24 protein-coding genes are annotated in these 22,687 nt (G+C 68.0%); 18 read left to right on the top strand and 6 right to left on the bottom strand.

All coding sequences use genetic code 11. The features are described from left to right. Nucleotides 1–49 precede the first annotated feature (49 nt). Nucleotides 50–703, bottom strand: a complete 654-nt coding sequence (gene lexA / locus ACQFZP_RS12490) for a transcriptional repressor LexA (RefSeq protein WP_104253014.1) — start codon at nt 701–703, stop codon at nt 50–52. 225 nt (nt 704–928) lie between these two features. Here lexA and ACQFZP_RS12485 point away from each other — a divergent pair, with 225 nt between their 5' ends. The 12 genes from ACQFZP_RS12485 to ACQFZP_RS12430 all read left to right on the top strand — a co-directional run bounded on the left by ACQFZP_RS12485 (nt 929) and on the right by ACQFZP_RS12430 (nt 12,209). Beyond that, nucleotides 929–1,243, top strand: coding sequence for a LysM peptidoglycan-binding domain-containing protein (locus tag ACQFZP_RS12485; protein WP_104311518.1), 315 nt, complete (start codon nt 929–931; stop codon nt 1,241–1,243). Between the two features lie 67 nt (nt 1,244–1,310). Next, entirely contained in the window at nt 1,311–2,399 is a 1,089-nt protein-coding gene (locus ACQFZP_RS12480) for a histidinol-phosphate transaminase (RefSeq protein ID WP_211891565.1), read from the top strand. A gap of 9 nt (nt 2,400–2,408) precedes the next feature. Continuing rightward, nucleotides 2,409–3,017: an imidazoleglycerol-phosphate dehydratase HisB gene (gene hisB, locus ACQFZP_RS12475; protein ID WP_104311520.1), complete on the top strand. Its 609-nt coding sequence runs from the start codon at nt 2,409–2,411 to the stop codon at nt 3,015–3,017. Next, complete coding sequence (hisH, locus tag ACQFZP_RS12470; RefSeq protein WP_179557567.1) at nt 3,014–3,667, top strand: imidazole glycerol phosphate synthase subunit HisH; 654 nt, start codon at nt 3,014–3,016, stop codon at nt 3,665–3,667. Before hisB ends, hisH begins: the two co-directional genes overlap by 4 nt. A 121-nt stretch (nt 3,668–3,788) precedes the next feature. Then, entirely contained in the window at nt 3,789–4,532 is a 744-nt protein-coding gene (gene priA / locus ACQFZP_RS12465) for a bifunctional 1-(5-phosphoribosyl)-5-((5-phosphoribosylamino)methylideneamino)imidazole-4-carboxamide isomerase/phosphoribosylanthranilate isomerase PriA (protein WP_104286150.1), read from the top strand. A gap of 18 nt (nt 4,533–4,550) precedes the next feature. Next, nucleotides 4,551–5,408, top strand: coding sequence for an SseB family protein (locus tag ACQFZP_RS12460; protein WP_104311522.1), 858 nt, complete (start codon nt 4,551–4,553; stop codon nt 5,406–5,408). A gap of 99 nt (nt 5,409–5,507) precedes the next feature. Further along, nucleotides 5,508–6,629 carry a polyprenyl synthetase family protein gene (locus tag ACQFZP_RS12455; protein WP_104311523.1) on the top strand — a complete coding sequence of 374 codons (1,122 nt, stop codon included), beginning with the start codon at nt 5,508–5,510 and terminating at the stop codon, nt 6,627–6,629. Further along, on the top strand, nt 6,626–7,495 hold the full coding sequence (locus ACQFZP_RS12450) for a phytoene/squalene synthase family protein (RefSeq protein WP_104311524.1): 870 nt from the start codon (nt 6,626–6,628) through the stop codon (nt 7,493–7,495). The genes ACQFZP_RS12455 and ACQFZP_RS12450 overlap by 4 nt, the downstream gene beginning before the upstream one ends. Next, nucleotides 7,492–9,060, top strand: a complete 1,569-nt coding sequence (gene crtI / locus ACQFZP_RS12445) for a phytoene desaturase family protein (protein ID WP_179557570.1) — start codon at nt 7,492–7,494, stop codon at nt 9,058–9,060. The genes ACQFZP_RS12450 and crtI overlap by 4 nt, the downstream gene beginning before the upstream one ends. Next, nucleotides 9,057–9,749, top strand: coding sequence for a monooxygenase (locus ACQFZP_RS12440; RefSeq protein WP_104311526.1), 693 nt, complete (start codon nt 9,057–9,059; stop codon nt 9,747–9,749). The genes crtI and ACQFZP_RS12440 overlap by 4 nt, the downstream gene beginning before the upstream one ends. A gap of 82 nt (nt 9,750–9,831) precedes the next feature. Next, entirely contained in the window at nt 9,832–10,671 is an 840-nt protein-coding gene (locus ACQFZP_RS12435; RefSeq protein ID WP_211891564.1) for a carotenoid biosynthesis protein, read from the top strand. Continuing rightward, the gene (locus tag ACQFZP_RS12430; protein WP_211891563.1) at nt 10,668–12,209 is read left to right on the top strand and encodes a phytoene desaturase family protein; all 1,542 of its coding nucleotides are present in this window, start codon (nt 10,668–10,670) and stop codon (nt 12,207–12,209) included. The genes ACQFZP_RS12435 and ACQFZP_RS12430 overlap by 4 nt, the downstream gene beginning before the upstream one ends. A gap of 50 nt (nt 12,210–12,259) precedes the next feature. Here ACQFZP_RS12430 and ACQFZP_RS12425 read toward each other — a convergent pair whose 3' ends face one another. Next, the gene (locus ACQFZP_RS12425) at nt 12,260–12,634 is read right to left on the bottom strand and encodes a DUF1844 domain-containing protein (protein ID WP_211891562.1); all 375 of its coding nucleotides are present in this window, start codon (nt 12,632–12,634) and stop codon (nt 12,260–12,262) included. 292 nt (nt 12,635–12,926) lie between these two features. Here ACQFZP_RS12425 and infC point away from each other — a divergent pair, with 292 nt between their 5' ends. From infC to ACQFZP_RS12405, 4 genes are all read left to right on the top strand, one after another. After that, nucleotides 12,927–13,598, top strand: a complete 672-nt coding sequence (gene infC / locus ACQFZP_RS12420; protein WP_104253000.1) for a translation initiation factor IF-3 — start codon at nt 12,927–12,929, stop codon at nt 13,596–13,598. Continuing rightward, nucleotides 13,598–13,792 carry a 50S ribosomal protein L35 gene (gene rpmI, locus ACQFZP_RS12415; protein WP_068481113.1) on the top strand — a complete coding sequence of 65 codons (195 nt, stop codon included), beginning with the start codon at nt 13,598–13,600 and terminating at the stop codon, nt 13,790–13,792. Before infC ends, rpmI begins: the two co-directional genes overlap by 1 nt. A gap of 40 nt (nt 13,793–13,832) precedes the next feature. Further along, the gene (gene rplT, locus ACQFZP_RS12410) at nt 13,833–14,219 is read left to right on the top strand and encodes a 50S ribosomal protein L20 (protein WP_104252999.1); all 387 of its coding nucleotides are present in this window, start codon (nt 13,833–13,835) and stop codon (nt 14,217–14,219) included. Nucleotides 14,220–14,416: 197 nt separating this feature from the next. Further along, nucleotides 14,417–15,217: a TrmH family RNA methyltransferase gene (locus ACQFZP_RS12405; protein ID WP_104311529.1), complete on the top strand. Its 801-nt coding sequence runs from the start codon at nt 14,417–14,419 to the stop codon at nt 15,215–15,217. Between the two features lie 91 nt (nt 15,218–15,308). Here ACQFZP_RS12405 and ACQFZP_RS12400 read toward each other — a convergent pair whose 3' ends face one another. From ACQFZP_RS12400 to ACQFZP_RS12385, 4 genes are all read right to left on the bottom strand, one after another. Then, nucleotides 15,309–16,310, bottom strand: coding sequence for an amino acid ABC transporter permease (locus ACQFZP_RS12400; RefSeq protein ID WP_104252997.1), 1,002 nt, complete (start codon nt 16,308–16,310; stop codon nt 15,309–15,311). Further along, a complete protein-coding gene (locus tag ACQFZP_RS12395) occupies nt 16,307–16,960 on the bottom strand; it encodes an amino acid ABC transporter permease (RefSeq protein ID WP_104311530.1) in 654 nt (217 codons plus the stop codon). The genes ACQFZP_RS12400 and ACQFZP_RS12395 overlap by 4 nt, the downstream gene beginning before the upstream one ends. 91 nt (nt 16,961–17,051) lie before the next feature. Further along, nucleotides 17,052–17,960 (bottom strand): glutamate ABC transporter substrate-binding protein, encoded by a 909-nt coding sequence (locus ACQFZP_RS12390; protein WP_104311531.1) that lies wholly within the window; start codon nt 17,958–17,960, stop codon nt 17,052–17,054. A 67-nt stretch (nt 17,961–18,027) separates the two neighbouring features. Further along, nucleotides 18,028–18,777 (bottom strand): amino acid ABC transporter ATP-binding protein, encoded by a 750-nt coding sequence (locus ACQFZP_RS12385; RefSeq protein ID WP_104252994.1) that lies wholly within the window; start codon nt 18,775–18,777, stop codon nt 18,028–18,030. Nucleotides 18,778–19,051: 274 nt separating this feature from the next. Between ACQFZP_RS12385 and pheS the strand changes: the two genes are divergently transcribed. Together pheS and pheT are read left to right on the top strand one after the other, a co-directional pair. Next, nucleotides 19,052–20,098, top strand: a complete 1,047-nt coding sequence (gene pheS / locus ACQFZP_RS12380; protein ID WP_179557572.1) for a phenylalanine--tRNA ligase subunit alpha — start codon at nt 19,052–19,054, stop codon at nt 20,096–20,098. 2 nt (nt 20,099–20,100) lie between these two features. Beyond that, nucleotides 20,101–22,668: a phenylalanine--tRNA ligase subunit beta gene (gene pheT / locus ACQFZP_RS12375; RefSeq protein WP_211891561.1), complete on the top strand. Its 2,568-nt coding sequence runs from the start codon at nt 20,101–20,103 to the stop codon at nt 22,666–22,668. The last annotated feature ends 19 nt before the right edge of the window (nt 22,669–22,687 follow it).

Genomic DNA, 22,687 nt, shown 5'->3' with positions numbered 1-22,687 from the left:
GAGGGGCTTGCCGCTCTTCTGCGTTCAGGCAGGTCTTCTGTGGAGAGGATCAGATGGAACGGAGCACCGCGACGACCTTGCCCAGGATCTCAGCCTCGTCGCCCAGGATCGGCTCGAAGTCGCTGTTGCGGGGGAGCAGCCAGATGTGTCCGTCCCGCTTGCGGAAGGTCTTGACCGTGGCCTCGCCGTCGAGCATGGCGGCGACGATGTCGCCGTTCTCGGCAGTGCGCTGTGACCGCACCACGACCCAGTCGCCATCGCAGATGGCGGCGTCGATCATCGACTCGCCGACCACGCGGAGCAGGAAGAGCTCGCCCTTGCCAACGATCTGGCGGGGGAGCGCGAAGACATCCTCGACCTGCTGCTCAGCCGTGATCGGGATGCCGGCTGCGATGCGACCCACGACGGGTACGAAGGCGGCCTCCGCCGTGTCGTTCGAGTCGCCATCGTCGGCATGGTCGAAGTGCACGAGCACCTCGAGGGCGCGTGGCATGCCCGGGTTCCGCTTGATGTAGCCGAACTTCTCAAGCTGCCCGAGCTGATGGGTCACGCTCGAGAGCGAGACCAGCCCGACCGTATCGCCGATCTCCCGCATGCTCGGCGGGTACCCGCGAGTGCGAACCGACTCGATGATGCAGGTCAGGATGCGTTCCTGCTTCTCGGTCAGCTTTCTGTAGATGTCACTCGCTGGCTTCTTGGCCATGTCGTCTCCGTCCGCTCTCCGACACGGAATGTCGGTGGCAGGTGATGCACTGCCTGATAGCGCCAACCCTACCGAGGGTGCACGCAGCTACGAAACATTTCTTCGAGTGTTGTGGAGGAAAGTTCGACAGATTCGAACGTTCGACCTTGACTTGGCACTTTGTTCGTAGCTATATTCAGTACATACATTCGACCACTCGAAGATGTGGACGAATCAGGAGGAATCATGAACAACACTGCCGCACCGCTCCGCCTCACCGCTCGAGGCCGCCGGGTCGTCCTGGCGCTCGCCGCGCTGCCCGTCGCCGCCGCCATCGCGCTCGGCGCCACGCACATGACCTCTGCAGCGGCATCGAACGAGACAGCCGATGTCGAGTTCGAGTACGTCACGGTCGGCGCGGGCGACACTCTCTGGGGAATCGCCGAGGAGGTCGCGGGCGACGCAGATGTCCGCGACGTCATCGTCGAGATCTCCAAGCTCAACGCGCTCGAGAACGGCACGGTTCAGGCCGGCCAGCGCCTCGCGCTCCCGCTCGACTGACGTCGTACATGTCGTCGACGAACACCTCGGCCGGGGCGTGGTGGGGGCCTCGTCGTAGGCTTGTCCGGTGACCTCGTTCGAAGACCTGCCCATCCGCGACGACCTTCGCGGACTCACCCCATATGGTGCGCCTCAGCAACCGGTGCGCGTCGCCATCAACGTCAACGAGAACCCGCACCAGGTTCCAGAGGTCGTCGCACGACGCATCATCGAAGCGATCGCTCGCGAGCTCCCGGGTCTCAACCGGTACCCGGACCGCGAGTTCACCGCACTCCGGGAGCAGCTGAGTGTCTACCTGGGTCACGGCATCTCTCCCGAGCAGGTGTGGGCGGCGAACGGCTCCAACGAGATCATGCAGCAGCTCTTGCAGGTCTTCGGGGGGCCAGGCCGGAGTGTGCTCAGCTTCACGCCCAGTTACTCGATGTACCCGCTGCTCACCCAAGGTGTGGGGTCCACCTGGGTGCCCGTGCCGCGCGCCGGTGACTTCACGATCACCGCAGAGCTCGTCACCGAGGCCATCGAGCGGGAGCAGCCCGACATCACGATCATCTGCTCGCCCAACAACCCGACGGGCACCGCGACCGACCTCATCGTGATCGCCGCGGCCTACGAAGCGACCGACGGCATCCTCATCGTCGACGAGGCCTACGCCGAGTTCCTCCCAGACGGCGAGGAGACCGCGCTCTCGCTGCTTCCCGGGCGCGAGCGGCTCGTCGTCTCGAGGACCATGAGCAAGGCATTCGCGTTCGCGGGTGCTCGAGTCGGGTACTTCGCGGCCGACTCCGCCGTCGTGGATGCCGTGCGGTTGGTCCGCCTTCCCTACCACTTGTCTGCGATCACCCAGGCCGCGGCAACCGCCGCACTCGAGTGCTCCGAGATCATGCTGCAGCAGGTCGACGCCATCCGCGAGCAGCGGGACCGCCTTCTCGCAGAGCTCCCGGCGCTCGGTTTCACGCCCTGGGAGTCCGGGGCGAACTTCGTGCTCTTCGGGGGCGTCGATGACCCGGCAGACACCTTCGCTCGGCTGCTGGAACGCGACATCCTGGTCCGCGACGTCGGCATCCCGAACACGCTCAGGGTGACGGCGGGTACACGGGCGGAGACGTCCGCGTTCCTGGACGCTCTCGCCGAGATCACGAACGCCGGAAAGGCCTAGGCTGGAGGGATGACCACGACGCCACGCACTGCGACGCTCTCGCGAGCAACAAGCGAGTCCTCCATCGAGCTGAGCCTGAACCTGGACGGCACCGGCATCGCCGACATCCAGACGTCGGTGCCGTTCTACGACCACATGCTCACGGCCTTCGCGAAGCACTCGCTCACCGACCTCACGGTCCGCGCCACGGGCGACACGGAGATCGACGTGCACCACACGGTGGAGGACACGGCGATCGTCCTCGGTCAGGCGATCCGGCAGGCCCTCGGCGACAAGTCCGGTATCGCCAGGTACGGCGACGCGCGGGTTCCGCTCGACGAGTCGTTGGCTGAGGCAGTCGTCGACATCTCAGGGCGACCGTTCCTCGTGCACACGGGGGAGCCGGACGCGTTCGTCTACCACCTCATCGGCGGTCACTTCACGGGGGCGATGGTGCGCCACGTCTTCGAGGCGATCACCTTCCACGCCGGTCTGACCGTGCACGTCGAACTCATCCGCGGGCGCGACCCCCACCACATCGCCGAGGCAGAGTTCAAGGCATTCGCCAGGGCGTTCCGCGCTGCGAAGCGCCTCGACCCCGAGGTCGTCGGCATCCCCTCGACGAAGGGCGCCCTGTGACCGGACCCGCCCGTCCGCGCGTCGTCGTCGCCGACTACGGCTCAGGCAACGTGCACTCGGCAGTCAAGGCGCTCGAAGCGGCGGGAGCCGACGTCGAGCTCACCGCCGACCGCGCCGCGGCCTACGACGCCGACGGCTATGTCGTCCCGGGCGTGGGCAGCTTCGCGCACGTCATGGAAGCCATCAACCGGCAGCGCATCGGCGAGATCGTCGGCAGGCGCCTCGCCGGCGGTCGCCCGGTCCTCGGCATCTGCGTCGGCATGCAGATCTTCTTCGACGGCGGCATCGAGGGCGGGGAGCGCGCCGAGGGTCTCGGCGAGTGGCCAGGGGAAGTGACCGAGCTCCACGCCGACGTGCTTCCGCACATGGGCTGGAACCTCGTCGAGCCGCCGACCGACTCCAAGCTCTTCGCGGGCATTGCCGATGAGCGCTTCTACTTCGTGCACTCGTACGCGGCGCACGAGCTCCCGCTCGAGCCGCATCCCAAGGCCCGCCCGGTGCTCGTCACATACGCGGAGCACGGCGAGCGCTTCATCGCGGCCGTCGAGAACGGCCCGCTCTCCGCCACGCAGTTCCACCCCGAGAAATCTGGCGAGGCCGGCGTTCGCCTGCTCCGCAACTGGATCGAGACGCTCCCGACGCGGGCCTAGGCCGATCGCCGCGGCGCGCGTGGCGACTGCCTGCCGATACGCTATTGCCCGGACGGCCAGGGCCTGACCTTCCGGCGTCGACGTCCAGGCGCCTCTGAACGAGAACAAGGAACCAACGCTCGTGAGCGAATTCAACACGTCACCGGAGCTCGTGCTCTTCCCCGCAATCGACCTCGCGGGTGGTAAGGCCGTCCGCCTGGTCCAGGGGGAAGCAGACTCGGCCACGAACTACGGCGACCCCGTCGATGCGGCCGAGGACTGGATCGAGCAGGGCGCCGAGTGGATCCACCTCGTCGACCTCGACGCCGCCTTCGGGCGCGGTGAGAACCGCGGCGTCATCAAGCGCGTCATCCGGGCCGCCAAGCACGTCAACGTCGAGCTGTCCGGCGGGATCCGCGACGACGAGTCGCTCGAGCGTGCGGTCGAAGCCGGTGCGAGCCGCATCAACCTCGGTACGGCGGCGCTCGAGAACCCGGAGTGGGCCGCCAGCGTCATCGCCCGCTACGGCGAGCTGATCGCCGTGGGTCTCGACGTGCGGGGCACGACGCTCGCGGCCCGCGGCTGGACGCGCGATGCCGGCGACCTCTGGACAGTGCTCGAGCGTCTTGAAGAAGCCGGTTGTGCTCGCTACGTCGTGACCGACGTGACCAAGGACGGCACGCTGCAGGGCCCGAACCTGCAGCTCCTGAGCGACATCCTCGACCGCACCGATCGACCTGTCGTGGCCTCCGGCGGCGTCTCGAGTCTCGATGACCTCGTCGCTCTCCGTGGGTTGGTCCCGCAGGGGCTCGAAGGTGCGATCATCGGCAAGGCCCTCTACTCCGGGGCGTTCACGCTGGTCGAAGCGCTCGACGTCTCGTCCTGAATCGAGAGGCGCCGACCCATGCCGTCCCTGCCTGAGCACTTCCACCCGAGCGAAGCTGACTCGGCCGGCCAGAGCTGGTCGGGGCGGAGCTTCGGCGACAACCCCTTCCGTGACGACGACGGCACTGCGCCCGCAGCGTTCCTCGCCGCGATGCAGCGCTTTCGCGCGCGCGAGGCCGGGCCGGACGCCGTCGTCGACGCTCTCCGTCAGGCGAGAGTGCTCATCCCTCTCGTCGCGAAGCTCGGTGAGGCCGGTGTCAACGAGCAAGGGTCCACCGTCGACAAGAGCGCCGATCTCTCGATCGTGACCGTCGCCGGTCCGGATGGTCGCACCGTCCTTCCCGTGTTCACCTCGGCTGATGCGATGAGGCGGTGGAACCCGACCGCCCGCCCGGTCCCGGCGCTCATGCAGCGTGCCGCCATCTCCGCTGCGGCCGAGGGCAGCGACCTCATCGTCGTCGACGCGACGAGTGACACGGAGTTCGTCGTCCGTCGACCTGCGGTGTGGGCGATCGCGCAAGAGCAGGAGTGGGTCGCTCCGTGGGTCAACCCCGTGGTCGCCGATGAGCTCTCACGGGTCATGGCAGAGCTGGTCGAGGTGCTCGGCCTCGATCTCGTGCCTGGCGATCCGGAGGCCCGGCTGACCGGACCGGAGCTGCGGGTGGTGCTCCACGTGGGGCCAGCGGTCGGCCGCGATGAGCTCGCCGACCTGTCGCGGCGGGCCAGTGAGCTGCTGCAGGGGAGTGAAGCGTTCCGCACCGAGGTCGATTCCCTCGGCATCTCCTTCTCCCGTGCCGCCGGGTCTCACGCGGGGGAGGCGCAGGGCCGTACGGGCCTCGATTCTAAGCGGTCCTGGTGGCGTCGCAGAGGGGATTGACCTGGCTCAGCATGTCGGGCAAGGCTTGCCTGTAGGCTCACCGAGAAGTAATTAGATACTCTTATAGCTAGCCAACCGAACTAAAGGGAGTGGTGCCGAGTGATTCGTGAGCCTCTGGCGAGCCCCCGTGGCCAGGGTTCGGACTTCGAGCTTGCAGCGAAGCAGCTGCTCGAGGTGCGACGGCGCATCGAGGAGTTCCTCGACGGGCGCGTCCAGGCGGCCAGTGTCATCGATGAAGGCCTCGCGACCCTCTGGCGCATTACGGCTCGGAGTGCGGAGGGCGGCAAGCTCTTTCGGCCGGCCCTGGTCGTACAGAGCTACCTCGCCTACACGGGCGCGGAAGAGGTGCCAGATGCGGTGATCGAGCTGGCGACGGCGACCGAGCTCCTCCATCTTGCGTTCCTGACGCACGACGACGTCATCGACAACGACACGATGCGCCGTGGTGTGCGGAACCTGCTTGGGAGCGTCGAGGAGATCGTCGGCGGTTCGGAGTTCGATGACGAACGCGGGAACCGTCTCGGCCAGGCCGCCGCGATCCTGGTCGGTGACCTCCTGCTCTCGGAAGCCCACCTGCGCGTCGCGCGCATCGACCTGCCGCATGCGGTGCGCCTCCGTGTGCTCGACGCCATCGAGCGTGCGCTCTCCGTGTCTGTGGCCGGAGAGTTCAGCGATGTCAGCCTGTCGGTCCGGGCAGACCATCCCGCGCTCGCCGAGGTGCTGTCGATGAGCTCGAATAAGACGTCGGCGTACACCGTTCTGCTGCCGCTGGAACTCGGCCTGATAGCGGCGGGTGGAGAAGACCTCGTGGACGCGCGGCTCATCGCACAGTTCTCCGATGCGGCTGGCCTGGCGTTCCAGCTCCAGGATGATCTCTTCGGCGTCTTCGGAGATCAGCACAAGCTCGGGAAGGCGCCGTACTCGGATATTCGCGAGGGCAAGTTCACGGCACTGATCGCGCTCGCGTGCGGGACACCCGTATGGAACGAGCTCGAGTCGCTGCTCGGCGACCCGCAGCTCAGCGAGGTCGACGGAGCAAAGGCGCGCGACCTCATCGACGCGTCCGGTTCACGTGCGGCTGTCGAGCAGGAGCTCGCGGCGCAGTTCGCGAGGGCGAGCGCCGCGGCCCGTGCCGTTGGCGCCTCGGGACGCGAGGGCGATAGGAATCTTGCGGAGATGATGGAGCGGCTGCTCATGCTGCTGGAGCGGCGCACCTCATGATCTCTCCGCTCGAGCAGTACACGCGCACGGCGGAGAAGTCCGCGGCAGAGGTCATCTTCGCGTACTCGAGTTCCTTCGGGGCGGCCACGCGGCTGCTCGGCCGCCGCACGGTGAAGCCCGTGCGCAGCATCTACGCGCTCGTCCGGGTCGCCGACGAGATCGTCGACGGTGTGGGAGCGCTCGCCGGCCTCTCGCTCGAACAGCAGCACGCTGCGCTGGACGGGTTGGAGGCGCAGACGCTGGAGGCGATCGAATCCGGATTCAGCACCAACCTGGTGGTGCACGCGTTCGCGGTGACGGCGCGACGCTGTGGGTTCGGGGCCGAGCTGGTCGTCCCCTTCTTCGCGTCGATGCGCATGGACCTGGAGCCGAAGTCCCTCGACGTGGAGGAGCAGCGGCGGTACGTCTACGGCTCCGCCGAGGTCGTCGGCCTGATGTGCGTCCGCGTCTTCCTGACGGGCGTCTCTCGCACGGACGAGGAACGCGAGCGGATAGACGCGGCTGCGTGCGCGCTCGGCGCGGCTTTCCAGAACGTGAACTTCCTGCGCGACGTGGGTGATGACGCCGATCGGCTCGGCCGGGACTACCTCCCGGTGGAGGGGCTCGAGTCGGCGCCGCTCGACGAGCGTCGCAAGCTCATCTGGCTCGACCGCATCCGCGCAGATATCGAGACGGCGGATGCGGGCATCCCGCTGCTTCCGCGAGACTGCAGGAGGGGTGTCGCGCTCGCGAGCGCGCTCTTCTCCGCCCTGGCCGACCGCATCGCGGCGACGCCAGCGGAGCAGTTGCGCACGACGCGAGTCAGGGTTCCCGGCGCCGAGAAGGCGCGTATCGCAGCACGAGTCCTTCTGGAGACACGATCATGAGCACTCGAGCAGTTGTCGTCGGCGCTGGAATGGCGGGGCTCGCCACGGCGATCCTCCTCGCGCGGGACGGTTTCGCCGTGACCGTGCTCGAGAAGAACGACAGGGTGGGAGGCCGAGCCGGTCTTCTCGAAGTCGATGGGTTCCGCTTCGACACCGGCCCGAGCTGGTACCTCATGCCGAGCGTCTTCGACCACTACTTCGCACTGGCGGGCACGAGCACCGAGGAGCAGCTCGACCTCAGGATGCTCGACCCCGGCTACCGCGTCTTCCCGGAGCCGACCGCCGACGGCGCACGCAGCGAGCCCATCTCCATCCCGTACGGCCAGGACGCCGTGCGTGAGCTGGTCGCCGAGCTCGAGCCTGACGCGCTCTCCGCGTTCGATGACTACCTCGAGACCGCCAGACGCGCCATGGACATGGCCGAGGACGTCTTCCTCTACAACACGTTCGCGAACCCGCTGTCCCTGGTCGGCGAGCGAGTCCGCCGCGAGCTGCCGGATCTCCTCACCTGGCTGACCACGCCCCTCGAGAAGTTCGTCGAGGAGTCCTTCACGCATCCGCTGCTTCGCCAGATCCTCGCGTACCAGGCTGTGTTCCTCGGAACCGATCCGCGCCGCGCGCCGGCGATCTACCACCTCATGAGCCGCATGGATCTCGTCGAGGGCGTGCAGTACCCGATGGGTGGCTTCACGGCCGTGGTGGATGCGCTGCACGGCCTCGCGGTCGAGGCCGGAGTCGAGTTCAGGCTCGAGGCCGAGGTCACGGGCATCGCCGTCTCGCACGGGTGGAGCCGTGGTGTGCACTGGCGGGACGCGGCGGGCAAGCGGCACTTCGAGGACGTCGAGGTGGTCGTCTCGGCGGCTGACCTGCACCACACGGAGACGCAGCTGCTGCCGGAGCGGTACCGCAGCTACCCGGAGCGGGTGTGGCAGAAGACCGACTCCGGTCCGGGCGCCGTGCTCGTGATGCTCGGTGTCGAGGGCGAGCTGCCGACGCTCCCGCACCACTCGCTGCTCCTCACGAAGGAGTGGGGCGAGAACTTCGACGCCATCTTCGGGACGGGCGTTGCGCTGCCGGACCCGGTCTCCGTCTACGTGTGCAAGCCGAGCGCAACCGATCCCGAGGTCGCGCCAGACGGGCACGAGAACCTGTTCATGCTCATCCCGGTGAAGGGGGATCCCGCCATCGGCGGGGGAGGAGCGGACGGCCGGGGAGACGCGGAGGTCGAGCGCATCGCCGACCTCGCGATCGCCCAGCTCGCCGAGTGGACCGGGGCTCCCGATCTGGCCAGCCGCATCGTCGTTCGGAGCACGCTCGGGCCCGCGGACTTCGTGAACGACTACAACTCGTGGCGCGGCGGCATCCTCGGCCCGTCGCACGAGCTCGCCCAGTCGGCCATGCTCCGAGCGGGCAATGCCTCCCCGAAGGTCAAGGGGCTGTACTACGCGGGTGCGACGGTCAACCCCGGTGTCGGTGTGCCGATGTGCCTGATCAGCGCGGAGCTCGTCCTCAAGCATGTGCGGGGCGACCGCAGCGCCGGGCCGCTGGGGGTCGAGAACCGGTGACGGTCGCCACCGTCCACCTCTGGGGAACCGGCAGCGCGAGCACCGGCCTCGGGTTGACGGCGAAGACGACGCTGCAGCTGCTCGGGCGACGCAGGCCGGAGGGGCTGCGCTTCTCTCGCATCCTCGGCACGGCGAAGGGGACGAGCTTCTCGTCGCGAGACGCCGACCTCGGGCACTGGGCGCTGGTCGCCTCATGGGAGTCGCAGCAGGCGGCTGATGCCTTCGACCGTGGGCCACTGGTCGCCGCCTGGGATGCGAGCGCGCGGGAGCGGGTCAGGGTTCGCATGCGCGCCATCCGCTCCGTCGGGCTGTGGGGCGGCCGCGAGCCGTTCGGCCCGGCGGTTGCCGAAGCGGCCGAGGGGCAGCGGGTCGCCGTGATCACTCGCGCCCGGATCCGTCCCTCGGCGGTGCACCGCTTCTCTGGGACCGTGCCGCCCATCGCCGCCGAGCTGATGCAGGCGAGGTCGCGTGGTCTGCGGCTCGGATTCGGGATGGGGGAGCTCCCGGCGGGCCTGCTGGGCACCTTCACGCTGTGGGAGTCGGCGCCAGCGCTTCGGGAGTTCATCGCCGGTGCGCCGTCGCACCGCGCGGCGATGCTCGACAGCAGGGCTGGCGAGTGGTTCGCGGAGGAGCTCTTCGCCAGATTCGCAGTGGATGCGGTCGAAGGGTGGGCGGGCGAGACGGGATGAGCTCCGCGCGGCGAGACCCACCACGGGCCACGGGACCAGACGACGAAGATCCAGAGCCACGACCGAGAGGAACGGACTCAAGATGAACGCCATCACACGACGACTCATGTGGGTGACCCTTGCCGCCGGCATGTTCGTGCAGAGTCTCTTCGCCTTCACGGGTGGGGGAACGATACCGCTGACGATCGCGAGCGTCGCGCTCCTGGCTGCCACCGGCGTGCTGCACGCCTGGGCGACGAGGGGGCCGAAGTTCGCGTCCGTGCTGCTCGCAGCGGCCGCGATCGGCTTCTTCGCCGAGGTCGTCGGCGTCGCGACGAGCTTCCCGTTCGGGCAGTACATCTATACCCCGTCGCTGGGCTTCTCGCTCTTCGAGGTGCCCCTGATCGTGCCCCTCGCGTGGGTGACGATCGCCTATCCGGCGGTCATCATCGCGCGGCGCCTCGTCGGCACGGCCCCCGGGGTCCTGCGCCGCATCGCGCGCGTCGCGGTCGCTGCGTGGGCGCTGACCGCCTGGGACGTGTTCCTCGACCCGCAGATGGTCGACTCGGGGCACTGGGGCTGGAAGCACCCTGATCCCGGCATCCCTGGCGTCGACGGCATCCCGCTCACGAACTTCCTCGGCTGGTACCTCGTCTCCCTCATCATCTGCGGGCTCATCGATGCCGTGGCCGCGAGGTCGAAGCGGATCGAGGGCGCACCGGGCGACGCGGTTCCGTTCACGGTCTACCTGTGGACCTATGCGACGTGCGTCGTCGGCAACCTGACCTTCTTCGAGCGTCCGAGCGTCGCTCTCGTCGGCGGCATCATCATGGGCGCTATCGCGGTGCCGCTTGTCGTCGTGCTGCTGCGCGACTGGCGTGCGCGCAGGTCGACAGATGACCTCGTGACAACCGGCGCTCGCAGCGGGGACGCTCCGCGATGAGCCGTGTCGTCGTGATCGGCGCGGGCGTCGGCGGGCTCGCCTCGGCGGCGCGCCTCGCGTCGCTCGGTCACGACGTGACGGTTCTCGAGCAGTCCGACGTCATCGGCGGGAAGCTCGGCACCATCGAGCACGATGGCTTCCTCTTCGACACTGGGCCATCGCTCGTGACGATGCCGTACGTCTTCGCCGAGCTGTTCGGTCAGACGGGTGCGCCGCTCGAGTCGGTGCTCGAGCTCCGGCGCCTCGAGGTCGCGTGCAGGTATCGATTCGCGGACGGCACCGAGCTCGACATGCCCGGTCGCATCGAGGAGATCCCCGGTGCGCTGGATGCGGCACTTGGCTCAGGAACCGGGCGGCAGTGGTCGAGGTTCCTCGAGCGCTCCGGAAAGGTGTGGGACATCGCCCGTGGTCCGTTCCTCGAGTCGCCCATCACCGCGGCCGGTATCGCGATGCTCGCCGCGAACCCGCTGTCGCTCGCGAAGGTCGCCCCGTGGCGGAGCCTCCGCGGCTTCGGCGAGCAGGACCTCGCCGACCCGCGCCTGCGCGCGCTGCTCGACCGCTATGCGACCTACACCGGCTCGGACCCGAGGCGGGCGCCCTCGGCCCTCGCGACCGTCCCGTTTGCAGAGCAGGCGTACGGGTCCTGGTACGTGCCTGGTGGTCTCTGGCGCCTGGGCGCAGCCATCGCCGACCGGGCCCGCGAGTGCGGTGCGCGAATCCGGACGGGGGTGGATGTGACCCGCATCCTGCAGGAGGGTGCGCGGGTATCGGGCGTCGAGACGGCGGACGGCGAGCGCATCGCCGCCGACGTGGTGGTCGCGAACGCAGACGCGGAGACGGTCTACGGGAAGCTGCTCAGCAGCGAGGGCGCCCGGCGCGCGGCGAGGAGCCACGCGAAGCTCGACCCGTCGCTGTCCGGGTTCGTCCTGCTGCTTGCGCTCGACGGGTTGGACGAGGCCGCCTTCGAACACGGCGAAGCCACGCACCACCGGGTGCTCTTCGCCAAGGACTACGACGCTGAGTTCGACGCGATCTTCGGCGTCGGAGGGCAGGCGCAGTCGGGGCCGAAGCCGGTCGAGCGGCCCACGATCTACATCGCCGCACCCGAGGATCCGGAGATCGTTCCCGGTCCAGGCAGCGGTGCCTGGTTCGTGCTCGTCAACGCGCCTCGCCACGACCCTGAGCACGGCGTCGACTGGAATGAGCCCGGCCTCGCCGAGCAGTATGCGGAGTCGCTGCTCGAGCTGATGGCCGAACGTGGCGTGGACGTGCGCGACCACGTGCGGTGGATGCGCATCCGCACGCCCGCCGACCTCGAGCGGGAGACGCGCTCACCAGGGGGGTCGATCTACGGCACGGCGTCGAACGGGGCGAAGGCGTCGTTCCTGCGTCCTGCGAACCGGCAGCCGGTCGAGGGACTCTACCTGGTCGGGGGGTCATCGCACCCCGGGGGCGGCCTGCCGCTCGTGACCCTCTCCGCGGCCATCGTGGCGGAGATGATCGGCCCGGCTGAGGGGCGAGGCTCGACCGCTCCCTGAGCCGCCTGCCCACCGCGACGCGCGGCGATCCGGCAGGCGGCTGCGAACGACTAGCCGTAGACGGGACCCGTGAGGTCCTCGCCCGGCCCCTTGCCGACGGCGTCTGGGTGGTCCGACGCTTCGCGGAACGCGAGCTGCAGCGAGCGAAGACCGTCGCGGAGCGGTCGCGCGTGGTGGTCGCCGAGGTACGGGAGGCTCGCGGTGAGGAGGCCGGCAAGTGCTGAGATGAGCTTGCGGGCCTCGTCGAGGTCGAGCTCGTCATCACCGCTGTCCTCATCGAGTCCGCAGGCGACCGCTGCGGCGCTCATGAGGTGGACTGCAGTGGTCGTGATGAGCTCCACCGCGGGCACTTCGCCGATGTCGCGGCGCAGGTCGCCGTACTCGGGATCGGTGGCGGAGGGGTTTTCGAGTGAGGCGTCGGTCACGCTGGTCCTTTGTGCGAAGTTCTGGTAATGTAGCGATCGGTTTCTGCTGTGCAGAGACCGCGAAAGAGGATTCGTCCCACCCGCGCAAACCGCTCTACGTAGGTTACCGGGTTGCTCCACTCCCTTCCTCAGTTCGGCCTCACGGCTGCGCGGGAAGAGGTCACAGAGCCTGCAGGACGTGCACGAGTTGCGCGATCTGCAGACTCCATGACGTCGGGTGGAAACACGCTGCGAGCGCAGTGCTGTTGGTGTGACGCCTCCTTTCCACATTCAGTGAAGTCAGGAGCCTTCCATCAGCGAACCACGTACCAATGACCGCATCCGTGCCAGTGAAGTCCGCCTTGTCGGCCCGGGCGGTGAGCAGGTCGGAGTAGTCAAGCTCGAGATGGCCCTGCGCCTCGCGCAGGAGTCTGAGCTCGACCTCGTCGAGGTCGCCCCTAACTCGAAGCCACCCGTCGCCAAGATCATGGATTACGGGAAGTTCAAGTACGAGGCCGCCCAGAAGGCCAAAGAAGCCCGCCGCAACCAGGCCAACACGGTCCTGAAAGAGGTCCGCTTCCGCCTGAAGATCGACGCCCACGACTACGAGACCAAGCGCAAGCGCGCTATCGGCTTCCTCGAAGACGGCGACAAGGTCAAGGCCATGATCCAGTTCCGCGGTCGCGAGCAGTCGCGCCCGGAGATGGGCGTGCGTCTTCTCCAGCGCTTCGCTGAAGAGGTCTCGGAGTACGGCACCGTCGAGTCCAACCCCATGATCGATGGCCGCAACATGGTCATGATCATCGGCCCGTTCCGGAACAAGTCCGACGTGAAGGCCGATGCCTCCGCAAAGCGGAACGCAGCTCGCGAGGCGTCGCGGGCGGCCAAGCACGGGCAGCCGTCACCAGACGAAGCTGCACAACCAGCTGTAAATGAAGCTGCGACAGAGTCTGCAGCAGAGTCTGCACCAACAGAGGAGAAGTAATGCCGAAGCAGAAGACCCACTCGGGCGCCAAGAAGCGCTTCAAGGTCACCGGAAGCGGCAAGATCATGAAGCAGCAGGCTGGCCTCCGCCACAACCTCGAGGTCAAGTCCCCCGGTCGCAAGGCTCGCCTGAACCAGGACCAGCTCCTGTCCCCGGCAGACGCCAAGGTCGCCAAGAAGCTGCTCGGCCACTAAGCCGCCCCGCACACGAACTTACTGAGGAGAATCAACACACATGGCACGTGTAAAGCGGGCGGTTAACGCCCAGAAGAAGCGTCGCGTCATCCTTGAGCGCGCATCCGGCTACCGCGGACAGCGTTCGCGCCTGTACCGGAAGGCCAAGGAGCAGGTCATCCACTCGATGGTCTACTCGTACCGCGACCGTCGCGCGAAGAAGGGCGAGTTCCGTCGCCTCTGGATCCAGCGCATCAACGCCGGGTCCCGCGCGAACGGCCTCACGTACAACCGCTTCATCCAGGGCCTCGGCCTTGCCGGCATCGAGGTCGACCGCCGCATCCTCGCTGAGCTCGCCGTGAACGAGCCCGCGACGTTCGCGGGTCTCGTCGAGGCCGCCAAGCAGGCCCTCCCGGCCGACACGTCGGCCCCGCGCGCAGCAGCGTAGCGAACTCCGCGGCCCGACTCGATATGCAGTCAGCGGCCGTCTGAACATGCGGCCGAGAGTCCAGCTCTCGGCCGCATTTTCTTTTGCCTCGAGCTCCGCAGCCGCCCGCATCGGGACGGTGCCGCCCCGCATGAGATCGGCCCCTGAACCACCACTCCAGCCAAGCAGCGCCCCGTGCGCAGGAAGAAGTCGACACCATGATCGAGAGTCCGCGGAACGCGCGAGTCAAGGAAGTCAGGAAGCTCTCGCAGAAGTCCGAGCGCCAGGAGACTGGCCTGTTCGTCATCGAGGGCCCGCAGGCCGTCCGTGAGGCGCTCGTCTCGCGCCCCGAGCTCATCGAGGAGCTGTTCGTCACGCCCACGGCGCTCGAGCGTCACTCCGAGCTGCGCGGCCTCGCCGAGGAGGCGCAGCTCGAGGTCGACTTCGCGAGCGAGGAGGCCATCGACGCGATGGCGGACACCCGCACGCCCCAGGGCGTGATCGCGGTCTGCCGTCAGTTCCCCGCCTCCATCCGGGATGCGCTGCGCGGCTCCCCGAAGCTCGTCGCCATCCTCGAGGAGGTGCGCGACCCTGGCAACCTGGGCACGATCATCCGGGCAGCTGATGCTGCGGGTGCTGACGCCGTGATCCTCACGGGTCGCACGGTCGACCTGTACAACTCGAAGGTGGTCCGCTCGAGCACCGGCTCGATCTTCCACCTTCCGATCGCTGTCGAGGTGACGCTCGACGTCGCGACCTCGCGCGCTCGTGACGCGGGACTGCGCGTCGTGGCCGCCGACATCGACGGTTCGGACCTGCTCTCCGCGCGCGAGTCGGGCGAGCTGGCTCAGCCGACCGCGTGGCTCTTCGGCAACGAGGCCCGTGGCCTCGATGCGGAGCAGCTGGCCTACGCTGACGCGACGATGAGCGTGCCGATCTACGGTCAGGCGGAGTCGATGAACCTCGCGACCGCCGCATCCGTCTGCCTGTACGAGAGCGCCTTCGCGCAGCGCGCGTAGCGCCCGCGAGCCGCAGCAACGAAACGCTCCCCGCTGGCAGGACCGAGAGACTCGGTACCTGCCAGCGGGGAGCGTTTTGTCGCTGGTGCGTCTAGACGCGATCGCCGTCGTCGCGCTTGCGGAGATCGCTCTGCCGCTGCGCTTCGGCCAGATCGTGCTTGGCCTTCTGCCGCTCGTCCTCTTCGAGTTCGAGGACGTCCGACTGCTGGACCAGGATGAGCTCCGTGTCGGTCACGTTGCCCGCGTTGGTGAGCGGCTCCGGCGCCGCCCCCGCGATGACCTTCGGGTTCTGCGAGATGCGCTTCTGCACGATGGTCGCGAGCCACGAGAGCAGCACGCAGGTCGCGATGTAGATGGCGCCGATCACGATCGTCACCGGGATGTACGGGCGGCCGTAGTCTGCCTGGCCGCCGATGAGCTTCGCCATGTAGAGGAGCTCGTTGTAGGTGATGATCGAGCCGAGGGCCGTGTCCTTGAGCGTCACGACCAGCTGCGCGATGATGACGGGCAGCATCGCGCGGATGGCCTGCGGGAGCAGGATGATCTGCATGACGCCGCTCTTGCGGAGGCCGATGGCGTAGCCGGCCTCGGCCTGTCCGCTCGGCAGCGACTGGACGCCGCTTCGGATGACCTCGGAGAGGACTGAGCCGTTGTACGCGATGAGCGCGATGACGACGGCCCAGAACGGCTCCATCTTGATGCCGATGGCGGGCAGGCCGTAGTACATGAGCATCATGAGGATGAGGACGGGGATAGCGCGGAGCCCCTCGACGACCACCGTGAACGGGATGCGGACCCACGCGTGGTCCGATAGGCGGCCGATGGCGAGGACGAATCCGAGCGCCAGCGCGCCGACGGCGGCGACCAGGAAGGCGCTGAGCGTGGCCCAGAGCGCCTGCGCGATCTGCGTCCAGATGGCCGCGTAGCCGAAGATCTGCCACTTGTTGGCGCTCAGGTTGCCCGTTGCGCCGAGGCGGTAGATCAGGAACGCCACGAGGCCGACGATGACGACGACCGTGATGATCCCGAGGAGCTTGTTGCGAGCGAGCGCGCGGGGTCCCGGGACGTCGTAGAGAACTGAGGTCTGGCTCATCGGGCAACCTTCCAGTGGCGTTCGAGCGCGTTCTGCACCCACGAGAGCAGGAGCACGAGGACGATGAAGACGATGGCGACCCAGATGAGCACCTCCATCGCGTTCTCACCCCGCTCGCTCATGTTGGCGCGGATGATGCCGAGGTTGACGGCCGAGAACCCAGCAGCGACGGTGGTGTTCTTCAGCAGTGCGATGAGGACGCTCATCATGGGCGGGACGACGGCGCGTGCTGCCTGTGGGAGCACGATGAGGGTCATGACCTGCCCGAAGGGAAGGCCGATGGCTCGCGCGGCCTCTGCCTGGCCGACAGGCACGGTGTTGATGCCGCTTCGAAGCACCTCGGCGACGTACGTGGCGGTGTAGACGCCCAGCGCGAGGATGCCGAGGAGCAGGTAGTCGGTGCGGCCCATCGGGATGAGGACGGGCACGGCGAAGACGAAGATGAAGAACACCAGCGTGAGTGGCGTGTTGCGCACGATGTTGACGTAGGCGGCGCCGACGGCCCGAGCGATCGGGACCGGCGAGACCCGCATGGCACCCACGATGAAGCCGAGGACGAGCGCGAGGAGCGCGCCCCCGAAGAAGAGGATGAGCGTCCCGATGAGGGCCTCACTCCACAGGTCGAGGTGGTTCGTGAAGATATCGAACACGCTCGCCTTCCTTTCTGAGACAGGGCGCGAGGCGCCCTAGGTGCGAACGAGCGGCGGCGAGAGTGAGTCTCGCCGCCGCTCGCCTGTGGGATTAGTAGCGGTCGACCGCTGGCTGCGAGACCGTGGTTCCGGAGGAGCCGAGGTTGTAGTCGAAGATCGACTGCCACACGTCGCCGCCCTCTTCGAGGGTCGTGTTGAAGTGGTCGCGGAGCGCGTCGTCGCCCTTGGCGAGGCCGATGCCGTAGAGCTCTTCGCTGAAGGGCTCGCCGACGACCTTGAGCTGCTCAGGGTCCTGAGCCGCGTAGCCGATGAGGATGGCCTCGTCGGTCGTCACTGCATCGACCTGGCCGTTGAGGAGCGCCTCGACGCACTGCGAGTACGTGTCGAACTCGGTGGTCGTGACCTCTGGGTAGTTGTCGCGGATGTTCTGGATCGGCGTCGAGCCGGTCGCGGAGCAGACGTTGACGCCGGCGACGAGGTCGTCGACACCCGTGATCTCGGAGTCGGCGCCGACGAGGAGGCCCTGTCCGGTCTCGAAGTACGGACCGGCGAAGTCGATCTGGTCCTTGCGCTTGTCGGTGATCGAGTAGGTGCCGACGTAGTAGTCGATGTCGCCGTTGGAGATCGCCTGCTCGCGGTTGGCGGAGGCGATCGGCTTGAACTCGATGTTCTCCTCGGAGACGCCGAGCGATGCGGCCATCCAGCGTGCGACGTCGACGTCGAAGCCGGTGCGCTCACCGGTAACAGCGTCGAGGTAGCCGAGGTTCGGCTGGTCTTCCTTGACGCCGACGACGACCTTGTCGCCGCGCGCCTTGATGGCGTCGAACGTGGGCGAGCCTTCGATCGCGACGTCCGTCGCGACCTCGAAGACGGGTGCTTCACCGGTCGTGGTGCCTTCGTCGCCGCCTGCAGCGGGCGGGGCGCCTTCGGCGCATCCGGTCAGTACGAGTGAGGCCAGGATGCCTGCGCCGAGAATGGCGCTGAGCTTGGTCTTTCGCATTTCTTCTCCTTCTGTTGGAAGTCTGTCTGGTCCTGGAGGACGGTCGGGGCGCGGTCCGCGCCTGCCGTCAGTGGGTGATGAGCTTGGAGAGGAAGTCCTTGGCGCGGTCGGTCTTCGGGTGCGTGAAGAAGTCCTCAGGCGCCTGGTCTTCGAGGATCTGGCCGTCGGCCATGAAGACGACCCGGTCGGCCGCCTTGCGGGCGAAGCCCATCTCGTGGGTCACGACAATCATCGTCATGCCCTCCTTCGCGAGATCGACCATGACGTCCAGGACCTCGTTGATCATCTCGGGGTCGAGGGCGCTCGTGGGCTCGTCGAAGAGCATGACCTTCGGCTTCATGGCCAGTGCGCGGGCGATCGCGACACGCTGCTGCTGACCACCGGAGAGCTGGGCAGGGAACTTCGCCGCCTGGTGGCCGATGCCGACGCGGTCGAGAAGCGCCTTTGCCTCTTTCTCGGCGTCGGCCCTCGAGAGCTTGCGGACCTTGATGGGGCCGAGAGCCACGTTCTCGAGGATGGTCTTGTGCGCGAAGAGGTTGAAGGACTGGAAGACCATGCCGACGTCGGCGCGGAGCGCGGCGAGTGCCTTCCCTTCCTTGGGCAGCACCTTCCCGTCGATCCGGATTTCCCCCGAGGTGATCGTCTCGAGTCGATTGATCGTGCGGCACAGGGTCGACTTGCCGGAACCGGAGGGCCCGATGACGACGACGACCTGACCGCGCTCGACGTTGAGATTGATGTCCTTCAGGGCGTGGAATTCACCGTAGTGCTTCTCGACGTGATCAACGACGACGAGGGGCTCGCTCTGATTTTGCATGGAGCGATTCCACCACAGCGTCAGACTGCGCGGTTGCCTATTTCTCGCTTTCGCAACGAGATGGTTACCTGATTGGTGCACGTCGGCCACAATTTCGGTGCTCATGGATACACCTGGACCCTGGAAGATCGCCGGATTCACGCGGATCCTGATCGAGGAACGGGACGAAGCCGCGTTCTCCCGGAGGCCCCGACACGCCTCGTCTCACAGCGTGAGAAAAGCGGATCCATGGTTCTGGAGCCGTTGTCCACTGCGTTCGCTAAACTCGACGCTTGTGTCTGACGCCTCATCGAACCCCATCACGCAGGAAGCCGTCGGCTCCGCGGTCGACGCGGCACTCGCCGCCATCGCCGCGGCGCCCGACCTGACCGCACTCAAGCGCGTGCGCGCCGAGCACCTGGCGGAGGGTTCGGCGATCGCGTCGCTGAACGCCGCCATGCGCTCCGTCCCCAAGGAGAGCAAGAAGGAAGCCGGTCAGCTCATCGGGCAGGCCCGCAGCCGGGTCAACGAGTCCTTCGCCGCTCGCGAGCGGGAGCTGGCCGAAGCTGAGGCCGCCGCGCGTCTCGCTGCGGAGACCGTCGACGTCACGCTCGCGCGACCCGCTCGCGGAACGGGAGCCCGGCATCCGCTCACCGTGCTGCAGGACCGGGTGAGCGACATCTTCGTCGGCATGGGCTGGGAGATCGCGGAAGGGCCGGAGCTCGAGAGCGAGTGGTTCAACTTCGACTCGCTCAACTTCGACGCCGACCACCCGGCCCGAGCCATGCAGGACACCTTCTTCGTCGAGCCCGCCGACCGGCACCTCGTGCTGCGCACCCACACGTCGCCCGTTCAGATGCGCTCCCTCATCGAGCGCGGCGTGCCCCTCTATGTGCTTGCACCGGGTCGCACGTACCGCACCGATGAGCTCGACGCGACGCACACGCCCGTCTTCACGCAGTTCGAGGGCATCGCGATCGACAAGGGCCTCACGATGGCTCACCTTCGCGGCACGCTCGAGCACTTCGCGACGTCGATGTTCGGCGACGAGGCCCGCATCCGTCTGCGCAACAACTACTTCCCCTTCACGGAGCCGAGTGCCGAGATGGACATCTGGCACCCGGGAGCCAAGGGCGGCCCGCGCTGGATCGAGTGGGGCGGATGCGGCATGGTGCACCCCAACGTGCTGCTGGCGGCCGGTGTCGACCCAGAGGAGTACCAGGGCTTCGCGTTCGGCATGGGCGTCGAGCGCACCCTCATGTTCCGCAACGCGCTCACCGACATGCGAGACATGGTCGAGGGCGATGTCCGCTTCAGCACTCAGTTCGGAATGGTGATCTAGTCATGCGCGCTCCACTCTCCTGGCTCCGCGAGTACGCGGAGATCCCCGCCTCGGTGTCCCCGGCATCGGTGCTCGATGCCTTCGTTCGTGTCGGGCTCGAGGACGAAGCCGTGCACGGCACGCAGCTGCAGGGCCCCATCGTCGTGGGTGAGGTGCTCTCGGCCGAGCCCGAGCCGCAGTCGAACGGGAAGACCATCAACTGGTGCCAGGTGCGTGTTGCGCCTGAGGGTCAGCTCGCGGCCGATGGCGGTGCGGATGTGCGCGGCATCGTCTGCGGCGCGCATAACTTCGGCGTGGGCGACTCGGTGGTCGTCACGCTTCCCGGCGCCGTCCTTCCGGGCGATTTCGCCATCGCGGCCCGGAAGACGTACGGGCATGTGTCCGACGGCATGATCGCGTCCCAGCGTGAGCTCGGCATGGGCGACGACCACGAGGGCATCATCGTGCTGTCCAGGCTCGGCGTCAGCGCGACCCCGGGCACCGATGCCATTGAGCTGCTCGGCCTCACCGAGCAGGCCGTCGAGGTCAACGTCACCCCCGATCGCGGCTACGCGATGTCGATCCGCGGCCTCGTCCGGGAGTACTCGAACGCGACCGGCGTCGCCTTCAGCGATCCCGCGCTGCGACCGCAGCTCGAGGCGATCCTGGCCGAAGCCGTCGCCGCTGACGCGCAGGATGTGCGCGTCCCGGTCTCGGTCGACGATGACGCCTCCGTGCGGGACCAGCCGATGGCCCCCGTGTTCGTCGGCCTCGTCGTCGAGGGCATCGACGCCACTCGGCCGACGCCGCCCTGGATGGCCCAGCGACTTCGCCTCGCGGGCATCCGTCCGCTCGGCATCGCCATCGACATCACCAACTACGTCATGCTCGAGCTGGGGCAGCCCATCCACGGCTACGACCTGGACAAGCTGCGCGGCGGCATCCGGGTGCGGCGTGCGGCGGAGGGGGAGCAGCTCACGACCCTCGACGGCAAGGAGCGCACGCTGAGCGCCGAGGACATCCTCATCACCGACGATCGGGGACCGATCGGTCTGGCCGGGGTCATGGGTGGCGAGGAGACCGAGCTGAGCACGGAGACTCGCAACGTGTTCATCGAGGCCGCGTCGTTCTCACCGATCTCCATCGCGCGCACCGCGCGCAGGCACAAGCTGCCGAGCGAGGCCTCGCGTCGCTTCGAGCGTCGCGTCGATCCCCGCGTCGCGCAGCCGGCCGCGGCACGCGTCGCGGAGCTGCTGGTCGAACACGCTGGCGGACGTGTGGTTCGTGCGGGAAGCGTTCACGAGCAGATCCCCACCCCCGAGTCGCTGATCCTTCCGGTTGATGCCGCGTCTCGAATCATGGGCATCGACTACTCGCTCGACGAGACGATCGGTGCGCTGCGTGCCGTGGGCTGCGAGGTCTGGGAGGAAGCGGAGGGACTCCTCGGGGTCACCGTTCCGAGCTGGCGCGGCGATCTCACCGAGCCGGTCACGCTCGTCGAGGAGATCGGGCGCCTGTGCGACTTCGAGCGCATCCCATCCCGCCTCCCCGTCGCCCCTCCCGGGCGAGGGCTGACCCGCGAGCAGCGCCTGCGTCGGGCTGCGGCGGATGTCCTGGCGGCGTCCGGCGCCGTCGAGGTGCAGAGCTACCCGTTCGTCGCCGAGGCGGACACGGTCACGTTCGGCCGACCTGATGCTGGCGAGGTGGCGGCGGTCAAGCTCGCCAACCCGCTCGACCCGCGTGCGGCGTGGCTCCGGACGAGCCTCCTGCCGGGACTTCTCACCATCGCGCACCGGAACGTGTCCCGTGGCCTCACGGACCTGGCGATCTTCGAGACGGGCACCGTCTTCAAGCCGGAGTCCGGGGTCGTGTACGGCGTCGACGAGGTGCCGTCGGTCGCCGTTCGACCGACTCCCGAGCGCATCGCGGAGCTCGAGGCCGGCCTGCCGCCACAACCGCGGCATGCTGCCGGCATCGTGCTCGGACAGCGCGAGCCCAAGCGCCCCGGCCACGCCCCGACCGCCGCGTCCTGGGAAGACGCACTCGAGCTGGTCGCACAGCTCGGCCTCGCGACCGGCGCGGACATCCAGGTGAGGCAGGGGACACACCGCGCCTTCCACCCCGGCCGCTGCGCGGAGCTGTTCCTGAGCTTCGGGGTCGACGAGATCGTCGTCGGCTTCGCGGGCGAGGTGCACCCCGACATCGCTGAGGGGGCCGACCTGCCACGCGTCGTCGCCGCGTTCGAGGTCGACCTCGACGCGGTCATCGACCTGGCACGACGCGAGGTGCTGCCAGAGCCCATCTCCACCTTCCCGGCAGCCACGCAGGACCTGAGCCTCGTCGTGGACGCCACCGTTCCCGCCGCCGCCGTGTCGGCGGCTGTGACCGAAGGTGCCGGTGCGCTGCTCGAGCAGCTCACCATCGTCGACGACTACCGCGGTGCGGGGCTCGAGGACGGGCAGAAGAGCCTGACGTTCGCGCTTCGCTTCCGTGCGACCGACCGCACGCTGACGGCCGCCGAGGCGAGCGAGGCCAAGGAAGCGGGCGCGACGCTGGCGGCGGAGCGCTTCGGCGCGACCATGCGCGCCTGACGGACGCACGAACTCCAAA

The sequence above is a fragment of the Pseudoclavibacter sp. Marseille-Q434 genome (assembly GCF_050315415.1).
Lineage (GTDB): Bacteria > Actinomycetota > Actinomycetes > Actinomycetales > Microbacteriaceae > Pseudoclavibacter.
The sequence above is the reverse complement of the archived record's forward strand: the minus strand, read 5'-3'. Positions and strand labels throughout refer to the sequence as shown.

Excerpts from the sequence above, each read along its gene's own strand:
- ACQFZP_RS12400 (WP_104252997.1), bottom strand. The coding sequence starts at position 16,310 with ATGAGCCAGACCTCAGTTCTCTACGACGTCCCGGGACCCCGCGCGCTC.
- ACQFZP_RS12405 (WP_104311529.1), top strand. The coding sequence starts at position 14,417 with ATGATCGAGAGTCCGCGGAACGCGCGAGTCAAGGAAGTCAGGAAGCTC.
- ACQFZP_RS12435 (WP_211891564.1), top strand. The coding sequence starts at position 9,832 with ATGAACGCCATCACACGACGACTCATGTGGGTGACCCTTGCCGCCGGC.
- rpmI (WP_068481113.1), top strand. The coding sequence starts at position 13,598 with ATGCCGAAGCAGAAGACCCACTCGGGCGCCAAGAAGCGCTTCAAGGTC.
- pheT (WP_211891561.1), top strand. The coding sequence starts at position 20,101 with ATGCGCGCTCCACTCTCCTGGCTCCGCGAGTACGCGGAGATCCCCGCC.
- ACQFZP_RS12390 (WP_104311531.1), bottom strand. The coding sequence starts at position 17,960 with ATGCGAAAGACCAAGCTCAGCGCCATTCTCGGCGCAGGCATCCTGGCC.
- ACQFZP_RS12460 (WP_104311522.1), top strand. The coding sequence starts at position 4,551 with ATGCCGTCCCTGCCTGAGCACTTCCACCCGAGCGAAGCTGACTCGGCC.
- crtI (WP_179557570.1), top strand. The coding sequence starts at position 7,492 with ATGAGCACTCGAGCAGTTGTCGTCGGCGCTGGAATGGCGGGGCTCGCC.
- ACQFZP_RS12450 (WP_104311524.1), top strand. The coding sequence starts at position 6,626 with ATGATCTCTCCGCTCGAGCAGTACACGCGCACGGCGGAGAAGTCCGCG.
- ACQFZP_RS12385 (WP_104252994.1), bottom strand. The coding sequence starts at position 18,777 with ATGCAAAATCAGAGCGAGCCCCTCGTCGTCGTTGATCACGTCGAGAAG.
- lexA (WP_104253014.1), bottom strand. The coding sequence starts at position 703 with ATGGCCAAGAAGCCAGCGAGTGACATCTACAGAAAGCTGACCGAGAAG.
- ACQFZP_RS12430 (WP_211891563.1), top strand. The coding sequence starts at position 10,668 with ATGAGCCGTGTCGTCGTGATCGGCGCGGGCGTCGGCGGGCTCGCCTCG.
- hisB (WP_104311520.1), top strand. The coding sequence starts at position 2,409 with ATGACCACGACGCCACGCACTGCGACGCTCTCGCGAGCAACAAGCGAG.
- ACQFZP_RS12485 (WP_104311518.1), top strand. The coding sequence starts at position 929 with ATGAACAACACTGCCGCACCGCTCCGCCTCACCGCTCGAGGCCGCCGG.
- rplT (WP_104252999.1), top strand. The coding sequence starts at position 13,833 with ATGGCACGTGTAAAGCGGGCGGTTAACGCCCAGAAGAAGCGTCGCGTC.